Annotated in this window: 8 protein-coding genes; all 8 read left to right on the top strand. The window is 39.4% G+C overall.

Going from position 1 to position 19,233, the window contains the following annotated elements:
* On the top strand, window positions 1–2,178 hold the full coding sequence (locus tag BM097_RS03910; protein WP_090546088.1) for an NHLP family bacteriocin export ABC transporter peptidase/permease/ATPase subunit: 2,178 nt from the start codon (window positions 1–3) through the stop codon (window positions 2,176–2,178).
* A gap of 11 nt (window positions 2,179–2,189) precedes the next feature.
* Window positions 2,190–4,373 carry an ATP-binding cassette domain-containing protein gene (locus BM097_RS03905; RefSeq protein WP_090546086.1) on the top strand — a complete coding sequence of 728 codons (2,184 nt, stop codon included), beginning with the start codon at window positions 2,190–2,192 and terminating at the stop codon, window positions 4,371–4,373.
* Window positions 4,374–4,451: 78 nt separating this feature from the next.
* Complete coding sequence (locus BM097_RS03900) at window positions 4,452–4,835, top strand: hypothetical protein (RefSeq protein ID WP_090546084.1); 384 nt, start codon at window positions 4,452–4,454, stop codon at window positions 4,833–4,835.
* Window positions 4,836–4,851: 16 nt separating this feature from the next.
* Window positions 4,852–6,300: a radical SAM/SPASM domain-containing protein gene (locus tag BM097_RS03895; RefSeq protein WP_090546082.1), complete on the top strand. Its 1,449-nt coding sequence runs from the start codon at window positions 4,852–4,854 to the stop codon at window positions 6,298–6,300.
* On the top strand, window positions 6,300–6,689 hold the full coding sequence (locus BM097_RS03890) for a hypothetical protein (protein ID WP_090546080.1): 390 nt from the start codon (window positions 6,300–6,302) through the stop codon (window positions 6,687–6,689). The genes BM097_RS03895 and BM097_RS03890 overlap by 1 nt, the downstream gene beginning before the upstream one ends.
* A 232-nt stretch (window positions 6,690–6,921) precedes the next feature.
* Window positions 6,922–13,812: a family 43 glycosylhydrolase gene (locus BM097_RS03885; RefSeq protein WP_090546078.1), complete on the top strand. Its 6,891-nt coding sequence runs from the start codon at window positions 6,922–6,924 to the stop codon at window positions 13,810–13,812.
* A 17-nt stretch (window positions 13,813–13,829) separates the two neighbouring features.
* On the top strand, window positions 13,830–16,472 hold the full coding sequence (locus tag BM097_RS03880) for a LamG domain-containing protein (protein ID WP_177197359.1): 2,643 nt from the start codon (window positions 13,830–13,832) through the stop codon (window positions 16,470–16,472).
* Window positions 16,473–16,735: 263 nt separating this feature from the next.
* Window positions 16,736–19,201, top strand: coding sequence for a glycoside hydrolase family 9 protein (locus BM097_RS03875; protein WP_090546074.1), 2,466 nt, complete (start codon window positions 16,736–16,738; stop codon window positions 19,199–19,201).
* Window positions 19,202–19,233 lie beyond the last annotated feature (32 nt).

The following is a 19,233-nucleotide window of genomic DNA, read 5'->3' as shown; positions in this document are numbered from 1 at the left end:
ATGGACATTAAAAAGATTAGACAACCAATTACAAAAGGTGTAGCAAAAGTTCCAGTTATTATTCAGTTGGAGATGCTTGAATGTGGTGCAGCTGCGTTGGCTATGGTTATGGCGTATTACGGGAAATGGGTGCCATTAGAACAGGTACGCTTGGACTGTGGAGTTTCACGAGATGGTTCCAATGCTAAAAATATGGCTGATGCGGCAAAATATTATGGGTTTAACGTAAAAGCTTATAGAATGAGCGCTAATGCCATAATAACTCAGGCAAGTTTTCCATGTATAATACACTGGAATTTCTGTCATTTTGTTGTACTTTGCGGATTTAAAGGAAAGTGGGCCTATATAAACGATCCAGCAAGAGGGACTGTAAGGTTATCGGAGAAGGAGTTTAAAAAATCATTTAGTGGCGTTGTTATAATACCGACTCCATCAGAAGATTTTGTTCCAGAAGGAAAACCCAAAAGTACACTTGATTACGCAAGAAAAAGGCTTGTGGGAACAGGCGTTGCCACATTTTTTTTGATGCTCACAACAGCGATTGCATATTTATTTGGCATTTTCAATTCTGTAACAGCACGTATATTCATAGATAGAATTTTGACTGGAGAAAATCCAGAATGGTTAAAACCATTTATGGGTGTGTTGATTGTTTTTTCTATCGTTCAGTTGGTTGTTATGTGGATTAATGCAATCTATTCCATAAAGATAGATGGAAAAATGGCTGTTGTTGGAAATACAACTTATATGTGGAAGGTTCTAAGACTTCCAATGGAATTCTTTTCTCAAAGATTGGCTGGAGACATTCAATCTAGGGCAAATCTTAGTGCAAATATTTCTTCATCTATAATAGAAACTTTTACTCCTTTGTTATTAAATTCCGTAATGATGATTTTCTATCTAGTATTAATGGTAAAGCAGAGCGTAATGTTGGCATCTATCGGAATTATAACAGTAGCTATAAATGTAGCAATATCTAAAATAATTGCCGACAAAAGAATTAATATTACCCGAATTTTAATGCGAGATTCGGGAAAACTGATAGGAGCTACAGTTACAGGAATTAATCTTATTGAAACAATAAAGGCAAGTGGCTCTGAGGAGGTATTTTTTCAAAAATGGGCTGGAATTCAGGCTTCTATAAATGAACAAACTGTCAAATTAATAAAGACCACAACTTTTTTAAGTCTAATACCAACTGTACTTGATATCATGGCAAATTATATTGTCCTTATTTTAGGTGTATTACTGACTATTGAGGGCAAATTTTCGATTGGTGCTGTAGTTATGTTTCAGGGATTTTTAAGTTCATTTATTAATCCAGCGGAACAACTTATTCAGGCAGGCAAAACAATGCAGGAAATGCGAACAAACATTGAGAGAGTAGAAGATGTCATTTCCTATCCGAGTGACGAAAATGATAATAGCGAAGTCAGAAATGACAATAATCTAAACAAATTGTCAGGGAATATCGAGATAAAAAATATTTCTTTTGGATATGCCAGGCTAGATGAGCCGTTTATAAAGGATTTTTCTCTTTCGATTAAGGCAGGGCAAAGTATAGCAATTGTAGGTGCATCAGGTTGCGGAAAATCTACAATGTCCAGTCTTATTGCGGGGTTATATAAAATATGGTCAGGTGAAATATTGTTTGATGGAAAAACAAGAAATGAATATCCCCGTGAAACCATGGTAGGCTCAATTGCCGTAGTAGATCAGGACATTACCCTTTTTGAGGATTCAATAGAAAACAACATTAAAATGTGGGATGAGTCAATTAAGGATTTTGAAATGATTTTAGCAGCTAGAGATGCCGCATTGCATGATGAAATAATGGCTCTTCCAGATCATTATAAACATAGGTTAGAGTATGGTGGTAAAAATCTTTCCGGAGGTCAAAAGCAAAGGCTAGAAATTGCCCGTGTTCTAGCCCAGGATCCATCAATTATCATTCTTGACGAAGCAACATCAGCCTTAGATGCGTTGACTGAGCACAAGGTTGTGGAGGCAATACGAAATAGAGGAATTACCTGTATCGTAATCGCACATCGTCTTTCTACAATCAGAGATTGTGATGAAATCGTTGTACTGGATAAAGGTATGATTGCTGAGCGAGGAACTCATGAGGAACTGATAAAACTAAATGGTTTATACATGGAACTTATAAGGAATGAATAGGGGGCATGTAAATGGGGTGGTTTAAAAACCAAATTGAGGAAAGGCAGGCGGCTGATCAGCAATTATTAGAAGATGCATACAAAAAAGTAATCTCGTCAATTTTAGGTGGGGAACAGGCCGAGAAAATACAGGATAAAAGACAGGTAATCAAGGGTAATATTGATGAAATAATGAGATTTTATCATCTTAGACCAATTGATGTGTCAAAGGAAATGATTGATGTAGATAGTGAGTTTGATTACATTCTTAAATCAAGAGGAATAATGAAAAGAAAAATAAAGCTCACTGAAGGATGGTATAAAGATGCCTTTGGCCCAATACTTGCTTTTACTAAGGAATTTAATGTACCAGTGGTTTTAATACCAGGTAACATCGCATATAGGTTTGAAAACCCTTTTACGAAAAAACGAGAATGGGTTAACAATAATAATGCGGGACTATTTGAGGTAGAAGCATATCATTTATATAGACCACTGCCTAATAAAAAGATGAACATCATTGATTTATTAGTCTTTATGAGGCAAAGTCTCTATTTAAATGATTTGGTATATATAGTACTATGCAGTTTTATGGCAACCGCTACAAGTATGTTTTTGCCAGAATTTGCAAGGATATTGGTTGGGCCTATTCTCGAAATAAAAGAATCATCATACATTGTTAGTTTAGTAATATGTATGATTTGTATTACTGTATCCTATCAATTATTCGAAGGGATAAAAACATTACTGCAAAGCCGTATTAAGACAAAAATATCCGTTAATGTTGAGTCCGCAATGATGATGAGGATTATGAGCTTACCGTCTGGATTTTTCAGAAAGTATAGTCCTGGCGAGCTATGTAATCGTTCATTGGCAGTTAACCAATTATGTAACACACTTGTAGACATAATAATGGGCTCCAGCCTTACTGCCTTTGTATCACTTTTGTATATATTCCAGATATTTAGTTTTGCAAAATCACTTACGGTACCAGCAATTTTTATTGTACTAATCACACTATTTTTTTTAGTTTCCACTAGTATGATACAGATGAAAGTTGATAGAGAGTTATTGAAGAGACAAGCGAAAACTGCCGGACTTTCATATCAGTTTATTTCAGGTATAAAAAAACTAAAGCTGTCAGGATCAGAGAAGAGAGCTTATTCTAAATGGCTTATGGCATATGCGGAGGAAGCTAAATATCAGTATAATCCGCCTTTATTTATAAAGGCAAACGCCGTCTTTTTTGCTGGAATAAATTTATTTTCAACTATTGTTATATATTACATTGCGGTGAAAAGTAATCTAAATCAGTCTTATTACTATGCATTTATGGCATCCTTCGGAATGCTTATGGGGGCTTTTGACTCGGTTTCTTCAGTGACTGATTCATTTGCTCAAATAAAGCCTATTCTCGAAATGGCCACCCCATTTTTAAAAACTGAGCCTGAGATGGAGGCTGAAAAACAACTTGTAAATAACGTTTCCGGAATGATAACAGTGGAGAATTTAAGTTTCAAATATAATGATGATTCACAATATGTGTTTAAGAACTTATCTTTAAAAGTAAAGCCTGGGGATTATATTGCTATTGTAGGAAAAACTGGATGTGGCAAGTCAACATTAATAAGATTGCTGCTTGGACTAGAACATCCTCAGATGGGTGCAATTTATTACGACAATCAAAATATTGACACCATGGATTTGCCATCATTAAGAAGGAAAATTGGGACAGTTATGCAGGATTCGGCTCTATTCCAAGGAGATATTTATTCAAATATTGCAATTACAAATCCAGATTTGACAGAAGATGAAGCCTGGCAAGCTGCAGAAATAGCAGGCATTGCAGATGATATTAAAAAGATGCCAATGAAAATGAAGACAATGATAACAGAAGGTCAGGGAGGTATCTCGGGAGGTCAAAGACAGAGGATTATGATTGCCAGAGCAATAGCCACAAGACCCAAAATACTATTTTTTGATGAAGCTACTAGTGCTTTGGACAACATAACACAAAAAAAGGTTTCCGACGCTTTGGATAAAATGGGATGTACAAGAATCGTAATTGCTCATAGATTATCAACCATTAAGAATTGTAATAAAATAATTGTGATTAATAATGGGCAAATAGTTGAATCTGGTACTTATGAGGAGCTAATAGCCAAGCAGCAGTTTTTTGCAGAACTTGTAAAACGACAGCAATTAGACGGACAGTAGTGTGACATTTTTGTGATAATAATTATATTATTATTTATTTAGAATTATAGTACAAGGCAGCAAAAAGGAGGTTTTACTATGAGAGAGGAAATGAATAAGTATCTGGAAATGCTAGGTGAAGATGAGGAAGCCCAAAAGAAATTAAAGTCACTAAATGAAGACGATAAAGAAGGTGTAATCACGGCCAGCATTGAGATTGCCAAAAGTTATGGTATCAATCTTGTCAAAGAAGACTTTAACTTAGAGACCTCAGAGCTTGATGAAAATGAATTAGAAGCTGTATCTGGTGGCGCAACTGCATGCGCTTGTTTAGGTGCAGGTGCAGGTGCATCAGGTGATGGCTTTTATGGAGGCTGTGGATGTGTTATTGGAGGAGGTGGACAATTCTATTATGATAAAAAACATAAAAAGCTAGCAGGTTTTTGTAGGTGCCCTGGAGTAGGCGGAGGCGGTGCATCATAAATAAGGAGAGTTAGCGATGTATTATCTGCTGAATGAACGATATAGGCTTTGTGGCTGGGAAAAATTACCATACGCAATTATAGATAGAAAATATGGACGAGCTCAGTTTGTTAACAAATTTATATTAGATACTCTTGAAATGTGTAATGGAAAAATAGATTTTTCTATTCCTATTATTACTGATGATCAACGTAAACTTGTAGAACAATTGGTAAAAGAGGGTGTCGTATCAGAGTGTGAAAAAGGCTCAGAGCTCAAAGAAAAACAAAAATATATTTTTTACAATAATCGCTATATGAACACAGTGCATTGGTCGATAACTGGCAAATGCAACTGTAAATGCAAACACTGCTATATGTCAGCCCCAGATGCTAAATATGGCGAACTGACCCATGAGCAAATATTGAAAATTGTTAATGATATGGGGAATTGTGGGGTACTTAGATGCACTTTGACAGGTGGTGAAGCCCTTGTACGTTCAGACTTTTGGGACATTGTGGATGGATTACTTGAAAGAGAAATACTCATTACTCAAATCTATTCAAATGGTTTTCTTGTAAATGAGAAATTTCTCGATGAGTTGGAAAAACGAGGTATTCACCCTGAAATCAATATGAGTTTTGATGGAACAGGACATCATGATTGGTTGAGAGGTATTCCAGGGGCTGAGCAGGCTGTGAGAAAAGCATTTTTGTTGTGCCAAAGACGTGGTTTTCCAACTGGTGCTGAAATGTGTTTATGGAAAGATAATGCAGGCTCTTTACGTGAAAGCATAAACGATCTGACACAGATGGGGTGTCGCAGTCTAAAAGTAAATCCAATATCAGATACTGGTGCATGGAAAGATGGAAACTATGGTAACGCCCTGTCAATGACAGAAGATGAGGTATTCAATGTTTATTACGAGTATATTGACTCTTTCTACCAGGATTTACCGAATATACTTGTACATTTAGGTGGATTTTTTTATGCAGACGGTGGTGAACCTGATTTTTATGAATTACCAGCTGTTCATATCTACGAGAATCCAATGAGGGCAAGTATGTGTGTACACGCGAGAAATACAATGTACATATCAGCCGAAGGCAGAGCGGAAACTTGCATGGGCATGGCAAGCATGTCAGATGAATTCCAAAATCAATACCCTCTTGTTCAGGAAATGGGCCTTAGAGACTGTTTGGTTGATTCTTCTTACATGAAATTGATTGATACCAGAGTAGAAGAGATAATAGCTCGAAATGAAAAGTGCATTGATTGTAAGTATAAATCATTATGTCTAGGTGGATGCCGAGCAAGCGCCATGATGTTTCATCGTGATGATGTTCTGGCTGTAGATGAAATGACTTGCAAGATTTATAGAGACGGTTGGCTCACAAAAATTATAGATAAGATATCAAAACTAAGACCAGAAGCAGTTTGTTACGGGGTGGAAGAATATTTAAAAGTGGAAAGGAGCGATATCTAATGAAAGAGAGTGTTAATAAATTCATGGAAGTTGTTTCAAACGAAGGTAACGATACTATCGAAAAATTACAAAATGCTGACGCTGAAACTATTATTAGTATGGCGTTAGAACGTGGAATTACTATAGAGGCTGATGATCTAAAGCAAGAAGATGAATTGACAGAAATGTCGATGGATGAGCTTGCTGCTACCACAGGGGGAAAAAGATGTGTATGCCCTGCAGTTGGAGGAGGATTAGAAGATAGTCATCATTATGCATGTGCTTGTGTTGTCGGAGGAGGCGGAAGAGCTAAACCTGGATATTCATATTCCTATGTTAATGCTTGTTTATGTGTTATAGGAGGAAATGGCGGAAAAGAGGACGGTTGCTATCCAGATGATCCAGATTAGAACAGTTGTAAGTCCTTTAGGATCTATGTACACGTACAAAATCCAACCTTTTAGTATAGAGGTTGGATTTTTTACGATTATTTTTATAAAAGTGTGAAGAAATTTCTATTTACTTAAAATAAAGCTGAGGCTACTATATTATCACGAACTGCCATAGATTAAGGGATTGGGGGATCTTTTTCTATGGTGTAACAAAGGACTTTTGTCTTAATTTTTAATTGGGGGAATAGTGATGATGCAAAAAGAGAACTTTAAGCGTCTCTTAGCTACAGCTCTTGCACTTTCAATGGCCTGGTCAGGGTTTACACCTGGCTCAGGTCTTTCTTTAGTGCAGGCAACTGAAGCTGGAGAGACCAAACAAGAAGAATCTTCTGAAGAAAAATCACAAGAAGAATCACAAGCATCTGAGGAAGAAACAAGCCAACCTTCTGAGGATGCCAAAGAAGTTCCTGCCTCTGATTCCTCAGCAGAAGATGTAGCAGACGAATCAACAGACGATAATGAAGCCCAAAAGGATGTTGATGAAGAAGCTGAAGAAGATGAAAATGCTGAGCTTGATGAGAAAGAGCTACTTGAAGAAGAAAAACTGTTAAAGGAAAAAGAAGAGAAAGAAGAGGATGAAGATAAGTTAAAGCTGATTGCAGATTTTGACTTTGAAAACCTCGAAGATAATGCAGCCATTACAGGCGGCGGTGCTAAGGCAACAGGTACTTATTCTGTTGTAGATAGCTTTGGTGAAAGTGGAAAGGCTATTTCGCTTTCTGATGGTAAAAAGCAATTCCTTAATGTTACCAAGGAAAATGGAGACAGCCTGCTTGCAGGATTAAAATCTGTTTCTATTTCATTTGATGCAAATATTGGAAGAACTGGAACAGACTGGTTATTCTACTCAGCCCCAAATGAGAACCCACAGTCAAGTCCAGAATATTACCTTGGTGCAGCTAACATCAATTCAAAGCTAACTATCGAGCATTTTAAAAACGGTAGAGAAAACGGAACCACAAACACACCTATTGCAATTAACACATGGACCCACATAGATGTTGTTTATTCTCAGGATGAAACAGTAGTTTATGTAGATGGTGAAAAGAAATCAAGCTTTAGCTCAGACAACAAGCTTGAGGATATCCTAGGAGCTAATCCTATTACTTATATTGGAAAAGCCAACTGGGGTTCAGGAGAATACTGTAGAGCATATCTTGATAACTACAAGATTTATCAGGGTAAGCTTACAGACAGTGACGTGGCTGATCTTTATAAGGCCTTTCTTGATAAGAAGGTAGGTAAGGCTACTGAAGTTGATTTTTCTCTCAACTTGGGTTACGTGACAGATGATATTAATCTTCCAAAGGAATATGATGGTAAGAGCATATCATGGAAATCAAATAATGAGGATGTCATCACAAACGACGGAAAGGTTACAAGAGGAAAGAAGAACAAGGAAGTAATTCTTACAGCTACTATTGACGGAGAGGATAAAGAGTTCAAGGTTGTAGTACTTCAGCAGGGCTATGATATTGAGACCTACGTTAGCAACAAACCTGCTGTTGGACAGGACGGTGGTATGAAGATTGCCATGAATGTGGATGGAGAATTCAAGCCACTTCATAAGAATCAGCCTGTTATGTACACAGCGTTAGGCAGCAAAGCATATCAGAGTCCGGTATTACTTAGAAATGCTGATGGTAAGAGCTTTTACATGGTTGCAGCAGATGGCACATCAGGTAATCTGCTTGTATATGAAACAGATGATTTAATTAATTATAAGAATGAAAAATCTGTAGCTACTGGTTCAGCTGTTTCTAATGTAAAAGACATCGATGCTTTATACGACCTTACTGATGAACGCTACGAGATTTATCTTAAGACTGGTGATGGAACATATCTTGTTACATCAAAGGATATGGAGAAGTTTGATAAGGCTGTACTTATCGAAGGATATACATTTGATGAAGTAAAGACGGCTCCATCAGATGCTGTAAATGCAAACAAGCTTGGCCTTACAGATAGTGAAGCAGGATGGCTATATGAAAAGTATACTAATCCATATAATACTGAGATTATAAAGTATTCTGTGCCAGAGATTGTAATACCTGCAAACACTACAGAAGAAGAGTTTAGAGAGCGTCTTTACACCGATTCATTAAAATATAGTTTGATGGCAAAGTATTCTAATAATGAGGAAAAGTATTACGACATCAGGTTTACTGAGGAGAGTATTGAAAATGTAGATTTGGAGCTTCCAGGAACCTACACACTAGAAGGTGTTCTGGGAGGCTCAGCAAACTTCACTGATGCTGCAGACCCACTTGTTCCTGAAAGAGCAGACCCTTATGTAGTGTACAACGAGGATGATGGTTACTACTATTTCACAGCATCTTATCCTATGGTAGGAAACGGTGATAAGGATGGTTACGACAGAATCATTCTTAGACGTGCAAAGCGAATTCAGGATTTAAGCTCAGCAGAAGAAGTTGCGGTTTGGGATGAGAACACATCAAAGGAGCTAGGCAGATTTATCTGGGCACCAGAGATGCACAAAATCGGGGATAGCTGGTATTTAGTTGCAACAGCTGGTCTCAACACAGGAAATGGTACCTCATTTAATATCAGACCTTTCATGATTAAGTTCGAGGGAAATCCTAAGAAGGAAAGCATGCTTGATGCTAATAAGTGGGGAAAGCCAGAACTTGTGAAGCCCGTTAGCGGTGACAACATTTTAAATGCAATGTCACTTGATATGACATATTTTGAGGCAGGCGGAAAGCACTATCTCGTTTGGGCTGATGAAACAAAAAATACTCAGAATCCAGACGGACTTAGCTACCTGTTTATCGCAACAATTGATCCTAAAAATCCTACACAGCTTACAAGCAAGGCAAAGCTAATTACAAAGCCAGAATTTGCTTGGGAGCTTGTTAGATACAAAGTAAACGAAGGTCCTGGAGTATTCCACAAGGATGGCAAGGTTTACATGACCTTCTCTGCATCAGGAACAGGCTCAGAATATTGCGTAGGTCTTATGTATGCAGATGAAAAGGCAGATTTACTTGATGTAAATAATTGGACCAAGCTTCCTTATCCAATCCTTACAAGCTCAGATTTTGATGATGAGGTTTCTGGTCCAGGACACAACTCATTTACAACAGATAAGAATGGAAATCTTGTTATTGTATATCATGCAAGAGAATCAAAGACTCATGCTACACATACAGGTGATCCACTTTATGACCCATGCAGAAATGCTTATGTGAAGGCAGTGTTCTTTGATAGAGACGGACTTCCAATCTTCAATATGACAGATGAGGAGTTCTTAAAGGAAGGAGCTAAATTCCAGGTTAAGGTTACTGTTCAGGGTGAGCAGATTAAGGCTGAACCAGTCCTTGAATACAACTTCAATGAAGAAATCAAAAAGAATGTTGTAAAGGATGCATCAGGAAATGGTAACGACGGTAAGGCTGTAAAAGGACAGATTGTGGAGGACAAGGATTACGGTAAGGTACTTTATCTTGATGGTAGTTCAAATGTAGGTGGCCACAATGCATACCTTGAGTTTCCTAAGGGATTCTTTGATGGCAGAGACAAGATGACAATTTCCTTTGATGTAAATGAGGTTACACGTACAGGAAATTACTTCACCTTCACCTTTGGTCAGGATAATACAAAGTATTTATTCTACAAGGCAATGCCAACAGCTGAAAAGCTTGCTATTACAGCAGAAAGCAGTAGCGGCGAAAAGAAGGTTGAGACATCAGCTAAATATCCAAACACATCAAGAACCTGGATTAACATCACCATCGTAATGGATGGCAACAAGATGTCACTTTACAGAGACGGCAAGCTTATCGGTGTAAACAAAAACACAGGTGTTAAGGTTTCTGATTTAGGTGAGGATTTACTTGGATATTTGGGTAAGTCATTCTACACAGGTGATGATTATTTCAGAGGATATTTTGACAATGTTAAGGTATACGAAAGAGCATATAAGGCTGACGATGTTGCAAGACTTTATTCAGCAGGTAAGACAGCCAGATTGCAGGAAATCAGTGATGTGGAATATGTAGCAGACAGCTATGTGATTCCTAATATGAAAAAGATTAAAGGCAGCATTTCACTTCCATCAGAAGTAAATGGAGTATCAGTTTCATGGACATCATCTGACGAAAAGATTATCAGCACAAAGACAAAGACTAATGCTGGTTACGACAGCACACCAGCAGGTGTAGTTACAAGACAGTCGGGTAATACTGATGTAACACTTACAGCAACCTTTAGTAAGGGTGATACATCTGTTACAAAGGAATACAACTGCACAGTAGTGGCAGCACCAAAGAAAGTGGAGGATTATGTAGGTTACTTATTCGTTCACTTTACAGGAACTGAAGGGGCAGCTACAGATGAGCAGGTTTACTTCTCAGTTTCAAAGGATGGATTCAACTGGGAGGATTTGAACAACAACAATCCAATCATCGAAAGCACAATCGGTGAAAGTGGTCTTAGAGATATGTACATTGCTCGTACTCCTGAGGGAGACAAATTCTACATGATTTCTACAGACCTTAGCATCTACCATAACAGAGACTGGGGTCAGGCAGGAAGCAACGGTAGCCACAGCATAGTTGTTTGGGAATCAAATGATTTGGTTCACTGGTCAAAGCCATGGCTTGCAGAAATAGCTCCTGAAAACGCTGGCTGCACATGGGCACCAGAATTTGTTTATGATGATGTGACAGGTGAATATGTTGTTTATTGGTCTGCAACAAGATTAGAGGTAGATGAGAATGAAAAGATTACTCAGGATTATGAGAACCACGCAATCTACTACGCAAAGACTCGTGACTTTGTTCATTTCACAGAACCACAGCTTTATCACGAGGGCGGAAGAGATGCCAGTGGAAGAATCATCAAGGTAATCGATTCAACAATGATTAAGGGTAACGATGGCAAGTACTATCGTTACACAAAGAATGAGTCAAACGGCTCAATCAAGATTGATGTAGCTGACAAGGTACTTGGTCAGTTTACAGATATAGGTTCTAAGTTCTTAGATAAGACATTGCCTGGAAAGGTTGATGCAGTAGAAGGACCTATCATCTTCAAGTTAAATGAGAAGAATGAAGAAGGTAAGGACCAGTGGTGCCTGCTCATAGACAGATTCAAAAGAGGACAGGGCTACTATCCAGTAGTAACTACTGATTTGGCATCAGGCGATTTTGAGTTCGTATCTGATGACAAGCTTGGTTCATACAACAAGATTAAATATCGTCACGGTTATGTAATGCCAATTACAGCTGATGAATATTCAGCTCTTACAGGCAGTGACTGGAACGATTTTGAAGAGGCAGAGGAGGTTACTCTTGAAAAGAGTAAATCAGGCAACCCAATGCTTGGCTTTGATGAAAATGGTGATGTGCTTTATGGCGGCGACCCATCTATCTTAGTTGATGGTGATACAGTTTATGCTTATGTTGGACACGACACATCTACAAATGAAAGCTATGTAATGCCTGATTGGAGATGCTATTCTTCAAAGGATATGAAGAATTGGAAGTATGAGGGCGAGTTCCTTAACGATTCTGATATCAGCTGGGTACAGGACAAGAATAGCGCGTGGGCTGGTCAGGTGGTTAAGTACGGCGGCAAGTATTACTTCTACTATTGCTCAGAGGCAAAGAGCAGCTACGGTGGTGGCAAGTGCATCGGTGTTGCAGTATCTGATTCACCAACAGGTGGCTTCAAGGATATTGGACATCCACTTGTTAAGAATGAAGATACCTACAAAGGTGTATCTACTTGGGAAGATATCGACCCAACCTTCTGGATTGAGAAGGATGAAAAGGGAGTAGAGCATAGAATCCTTGGATGGGGTAATGTTCGTTTCTTCAATTGCGAATTGAATGAGGACATGATTTCTATCAAGGATCAGGATGGTGATGAGGATAAGCTTTCAGTTGAAAAGGCATCTGACAAAAAGAACGCTGATATCAAGGTTGGTGTAATCAATGGAATGCCTTCAGGACATCAGTATACAGAAGCGCCATATTACTACAAGCACAATGTAGATGGCAAGGACCGTTATTACATGTTCTTCGCTTACGATTGGCGTGAGCAGATGGCTTATGCATACTGCGACAGCTTAGAGGACTTCCTTAACAACGAGTGGACCTTTGGTGGTGTTGTAATGGAGCCTTCAGCAACATCCAACACAAACCATATGGCAGTATTTGATTTCAAGGGACATACATATTTCGTTTACCATGATGGAAGTCTTCCACACGGTAGCGGCTTCAGACGAGTTGCTTGCTGCGAGGAGTTCAAGGTAAATGAGGATGGCACAATCCCATACATCAAAAAGACTGCAGTAGGTTTAACAGGAACAGTAAGCAAGATTTACGACTACTACAAGAATCCTATCTACGTTCAGAAGTTTGAAAATACATTAAGCGACAGCGACTATCCAATGACTGGAAAGAAGGTTGGCTGTGACAGCAAATATGATGGTGAAACTGCTGAATGGGAAATCAATCCTGGTAAGCTTAATAAGAACAATGAGGCTCTTGTTTCACTTGAATCTAATTATAAGCCAGGTATGTATTTGACAGTTGGAAAGGCTTTAGCTGATGGAAGCTACAATCTGGTTCTTTCACAGGATGTAAATGGCACCAAAGATGAAGCAAAGGCCATGACCTTCAGAACAATCAAGGGCTTAAATGGCAGAGGCGTAACCTTTGAAAGTGCCCTTTACCATGGCTACTATATCGCATCAGTAGGTGGCAAGCTCATCCTTACAGAATCACCTGATAAGAATGCAGCAAGCTTCAATACAGAAAAGATTGCTGAGGGCGGTCAGCTTGCAGCAGAGACTATTAAAAAAGCAAAGGCTCGTAAGACTGTAAGAATGTACGCTGTAGGTGAGACTGTTTCTGATGGCGATATCAGAATTAGAGCTACTCTTGATAACGGAAGTAAGGTAACAATCAAGGATGGTATTAAGCTTGAAATTCCAGCAGATGTAACAGCAGCTGCAGGCAAGAAGGAGCTTAAGGTTACATATTCATACATGGGTAACGAATACGAAACTACAGTTGTTATCAATGTAGTAGACAAGGATTACAAGGATTAGAAGCAAGGAGAATGATGATGAAAAATAAAAAGAGATTTTATGGGCTAATAGCTGGCGTCACTTTACTTGCTTTGGCAACACCCTTTGTAGGAGCAAGCATTGCAAAGGCCGATACTTTACATAGACATTTGGTGGCTTGGTACGATTTTAATGACGGCACCCTTACAAACAGTAAGGGTGAGAGCCTTGCAACACCAATTGTAAAGGGCCTTGGAGGCTACAACGGGGAAGTAAAATACGATGCCAATAGAGATGAAAATATCGCAGGACATTCCTTAAGACTTGATGGCAAATATGGTGTTAAACTAAACACAAAGAACCTTGGGGAAAACTATTCAGTATCACTTTGGGTAAAGCCAGAGAAAAAGGTTCCTGTGAATACACCAGTTGTTTTTGTTGGATATCATGACCCAGAGCTTTGGTATTCGGTTTCTGGAAATGATGATAATAACAGATTGAAGTTCTGGTACAACAATGGTGCTGAATTTAAGTGGGTTACAAAAAACTATGCCGATTATAATGCTACTGAGTGGCACCACATCGTGCTTACAGCTGATGGAACTGAAAACAAATCATATTTTGACGGAAAGCTTTTAGCAACAGATGAGTTCCTTGAGGTAATGAATGGTGAAAATCAGGATATTATCATTGGAGCTAACAATTGGGATAATTGCTACAGCGGTCTTATTGACGATGTAATGGTTTATGACCGTACCATATCAGCTGACGAGGTAAGCAGACTGTTTACCGATGATGTTAAGCCGGTTGAGCCTGCAGATAAGGAATTTGAGAAGAATCTTGTTTCTTCCTACGATTTTGAAGATGGCATTGGTGATGCCAAGGCTATTGTAAAGGGCATGGGAGCCTATAACGGTGAGATAACCTACGTAGATGGAATCAATGGCAAGGCTGTAGATTTCAACGATTTTGGTTTGGACCTTGGAAACAAGATTAATGGAACAGACTTTACAATTACATTTTCTGTTTGCCCAGACAAATCACAGGCAGACAATCAGGTGCTGATGTTACTTGGGTATCATAATAAGGAGCATTGGTTGGCACTATCAGGTGATGGCGCAGACCAGGAGTACAAGCTCTGGGGAAGAACAGATGGAGTAAAGACTATTGGAAATGCTCAGCCAATGAGCTGGACAACAGTAGGTAATCCAACAGTTCCAAATGGAGTTTGGTCACAGGTAGCAATTGTTGGTACAGATGGCAAAATTACAATGTACGTAGATGGCGAACAGGTTGTAAGTGGTATCTCCAACAATCCATTGGGAAGTGAAAATGATTCTATCCTTTTTGGTGCTAACAATTGGGATGCATGCTTCGATGGAAAGGTTGATGATATCAAGATTTACAATAAGGCCATGAACGAAGGCACTGTTGAGGATATTGCAGAAGCCTTCATAAATAGCAGAGTTCAGCGTAGCTTAGAGCTTGCATGTGGCTTTAATGCAATCAAGGGCAGCAATACAGAGGCAGGCAAGATTAGATATGACCTTTCACTTCCTACATCAGTGCTTGGTAGCACAATTACATGGAAATCTTCTGACGAATCAGTGATTTCAAAGAAGGGTGTAGTTGCTATCGACAACAAGAAGCATGAGGTTACACTAACAGCAGATGTTAAGGTGGATGGAACTAAAGGACATGTAGAGCTTCAGCTTGTTGTTGATGCATTTGATAAGACTAATCTGAATGCACTTATCGAAACTGCAGAAGGCTATGACCTTACTTACATGACAGAAGAATCAGCAGACAGACTTCGTAGTGCTATTGAGGAAGCCAAGGCTGCAACCTCATTCGATGAGATTGACAATGCAACTCTTCACATTGAAAGTTCAATCAAAGCACTTACACCAGCAGATGAGTATGAAGACCCATTTGATATGATTCCAGAATCAAAGGCTACACTAGCTATGAAGCCAGGTGAGGAACAGGAATTATTCGTCCTTCCAGATGCTATTGAAAAGATGGTTGAGGTTGAATACTTATCAAATGATGTAGCAGTAAGCTTTGTTGATGGAAAGGCTACAGCTAATGAAGAGGGTAAGGCTATTGTTACAGCAAAGGTAACAGCTCTTAGCGATGGATTTTCAATGGAATATTCAACAGCTGTAAATGTTGCAAAGGATGAGCCAGTAGTACCTACACCAACACCTGGTGGCTCAGGTTCAGGAAGCGGCTCAGGCTCAGGCAGCAGCTCAGGCTCAGGAAGTGGCTCAGGTTCAGGTAGCGGCTCAAGCTCAGGTAGTGGTGCAGCAGCTACAACACCAGCAACAACACCAGCAGTTGCAGGAGCTACAGGAAATCAGACTCAGATTGCAGATGCACAGGTTCCTACTACAGGCGGCAAGCAGTCTGCAAGCAATAAGAATAACAAGGCAGATGAGAAGGTTGTAGAATCTGCATCTACTGAAGAAACTGTGGATGAGACAGAGGATGAAGTAGTGGAAGACACTTCTGAAGCTGTAGAAGAAGACACAGAAGAAGCCGAAGAGACAGTAGAAGAGACTACGATTGAGGAGGAAGAAACACCAGAGGCAGGAGAGCAGTCTCAATCAAGCCCAGTTGCACTTATAATTGCATTTATAGCAATACTTGCAGCAGCAGTTGTTGGCCTTCTTATAAAGCGTGGAATTATAAAACTATAAAACTAATTTGAGTTTTTAAACCAGGGAAAAAAATTCCCTGGTTTTTTTTAATCAGAATATTTACAAACTAAAACGTTTAAGTTATTATAATAATCAAATAGACAGATAATACACGCAATTAAATACAGATGACAGATAAAGACCAACATAATAAAAATGAGTTTTTATACTCATGCATATCTTTTTTACAAACGGAGAGGGGATATAAAGACGCCAGGCGCGCAGGTGTCATTATATATAATTATTAAGGAGGGTATGTTACTATGCATAAAGTTAGTAAAGCTTTTTGCAAAAAGGCTTTAGCCTGCTCATTATCAGTGTTCATGGTTGCTACAGGGGTAAGCTTTCCATCAGTGAAGGCGGATGCAGCCGGAAATTATAATTATGGTGATGCTTTAGCAAAATCATTATTATTCTATCAGCTACAGGAATCTGGAAAGCTTTCAGAGGAAACACTTTCTAGAACAAACTGGAGAGCAGATTCAGGCCTAAAAGATGGTTCAGATTTTAACTTAGATTTAACAGGTGGTTGGTATGATGCCGGAGATAACGTAAAGTTCAATCTTCCAATGGCATACTCATCAATGGTTTTAGGATGGTCTTATTTGAACAATCCTGAGGCATATCAGAAATCAGGTCAGGCAAAATGGATGCTTCACGATATCAAGTGGGCAAACGACTATTTTGTAAAATGTAATCCTGATTCAAGCACATACTTCTATCAGGTAGGTGACGGCGGCAAAGACCACGGTTTCTGGGGCGCACCTGAATTAGTTGAAACAAAAATGGATAGACCAGCATTCAAAGTTGGCGATACAGCTGCTAATGGTGGTTCTTGTGTTACAGGTGAGGCAGCAGCATCTCTTGCAGTAGCATCACTTGTTCTTAAGGATACAGATCCTTCAAGAAGCGCTACATATCTTTCACATGCTAAAACACTTTATGGCATGGCAGATAGAGCAAAGAGCGATAAGGGCTACACAGCTGCAAGCGGCTTCTACACATCATACAGCGGATTTTATGATGAGTTGGCATTAGCAGGCTGCTGGTTATACAAAGCAACAGGAGATAAGACATATCTTGCAAAAGCAGAAGAATATGCAAACAACTTTGGAACAGAATTCCAGGGTGGAGACGAGATGGCATATTCTTGGACAATGTCATGGGATGACACACACATGGGAGCTTGCTTACTTTTAGCAGAGCTTACAGGTAAGGAAAAATATTACACACCAATCGAGAACAGTATTGATTGCTACAACGGTAAGAAGCCTGGTTCAAACCCAGTTACAATCACACCTGGCGGACTTTCATTCTTAAGCGAGTGGGGTTCAGTTAGATATGCATGTAATCAGGCATTTATCGACACAATCTATTTAGGATTGGAGAAGGCTGATAGCGAGCATATTGCTGGCGCAAACTCATACATTGAAAGAACAATCAACTACGTACTTGGTAGCAATGGCCAGAACTTTATGGTTGGATACAATGCACAGTCACCAAAGAATCCTCATCATAGAGCTGCTCACGGCTGCTGGTCAAACAACCTCAATGCTGCACCAGAAAATTCAAGACATACACTTGTAGGTGCTATCGTAGGTGGTCCAGGTTCTGCTAACGATTCTTACAAGGACGTTAGAAGTGATTATCAGGCAAACGAAGTAGCTTGTGACTACAATGCAGGCTTCACAGGCGCATGTGCTTATCTATATGAGAAAAACGGATTTGGTACAGTTGTTACACCTTCTGCAATCGAGCAGACAGATGGCGCAGAGTTCACTCTTAAGGGTGGAATTAACTGCCAGGACAAGAACAATGCTGTAAACTTTGTAGAGCTTAAGACTGTTGTTGAGAATCACACAGCTTGGCCAGCAAGAGTTACAGACAACTTAAATCTTCGTATGTTCTTTGATTTAAGCGATGTTATTGCACAGGGTCATTCAGCTTCAGACATGAAGGTTTCTATGACTTACAATCAGCATCCAGTAAAGATTTCTGAGTTCAAGGAATCTGACCAGAAGGGCATCTACTACATCGACCTTAACTTAGCAGGTGCTAAGATTTATCCAGGTGGACAGAGCGAGTGCAAGTGCGAGCTTCAGACAAGAATCACAGCTCCTGGAAAGTGGGATTTCTCTAAGAGCCCATGCATCACAGGTCTTGGCGGAACAAGCAACTCACAGATGTCTACACCAAGCGGAATGCAGTTATTCGAAGGCAGCAAGCTTGTACTTGGTGATGAGAACATCGTAGCTCCAGAGCCAGAAGAGCCAGAGCCAATTGAGCCAGAACCAGTAGAGCCAGAACCAGTTGATCCAGAGCCAGTTGATCCAGAGCCAGTTGAGCCAGAGCCAGTAGACCCAACACCAGTAGACCCAACACCAGTAGACCCAACACCAGTGGATCCAACACCAGTAGATCCTACTCCAGTAGCTGCAGATTTAGCTGCAACATACACAATCAACAACTGGGGTTCAGGTTATCAGGTTCTTATCAAAGTAAAGAACGATACAGCTACAAGAACAAATTCTTGGACATTAAAGGTTAACAAGAATGATGTTGGTATCGACACAAGCTGGAATGTAAATATTGAAGAAGACGGTGATTACTACATCATCACTCCAATGAGCTGGAACTCAGTAATCGAGCCAGGTCAGGCAGTTGATTTTGGTATTCAGGGATCTTCTCACATTGGAGATAAGGTAGAAATTATAGCGATAGGAAAATAACATAACAGACGGTTTTTGAGGAGGAGTACGAG

Origin of the sequence: Pseudobutyrivibrio sp. OR37, assembly GCF_900113655.1 — a bacterium.
Taxonomy (GTDB): Bacteria; Bacillota; Clostridia; order Lachnospirales; family Lachnospiraceae; genus Pseudobutyrivibrio.
Note: the sequence above shows the minus strand (reverse complement) of the source record. Positions and strands in the feature narration are given on the sequence as shown.

Bases quoted from the DNA above. Each gene is read 5' to 3' on its own strand.
- BM097_RS03880 (WP_177197359.1), top strand. From the start codon at position 13,830: ATGAAAAATAAAAAGAGATTTTATGGGCTAATAGCTGGCGTCACTTTA.
- BM097_RS03905 (WP_090546086.1), top strand. From the start codon at position 2,190: ATGGGGTGGTTTAAAAACCAAATTGAGGAAAGGCAGGCGGCTGATCAG.
- BM097_RS03875 (WP_090546074.1), top strand. From the start codon at position 16,736: ATGCATAAAGTTAGTAAAGCTTTTTGCAAAAAGGCTTTAGCCTGCTCA.
- BM097_RS03890 (WP_090546080.1), top strand. From the start codon at position 6,300: ATGAAAGAGAGTGTTAATAAATTCATGGAAGTTGTTTCAAACGAAGGT.
- BM097_RS03900 (WP_090546084.1), top strand. From the start codon at position 4,452: ATGAGAGAGGAAATGAATAAGTATCTGGAAATGCTAGGTGAAGATGAG.
- BM097_RS03885 (WP_090546078.1), top strand. From the start codon at position 6,922: ATGATGCAAAAAGAGAACTTTAAGCGTCTCTTAGCTACAGCTCTTGCA.
- BM097_RS03910 (WP_090546088.1), top strand. From the start codon at position 1: ATGGACATTAAAAAGATTAGACAACCAATTACAAAAGGTGTAGCAAAA.
- BM097_RS03895 (WP_090546082.1), top strand. From the start codon at position 4,852: ATGTATTATCTGCTGAATGAACGATATAGGCTTTGTGGCTGGGAAAAA.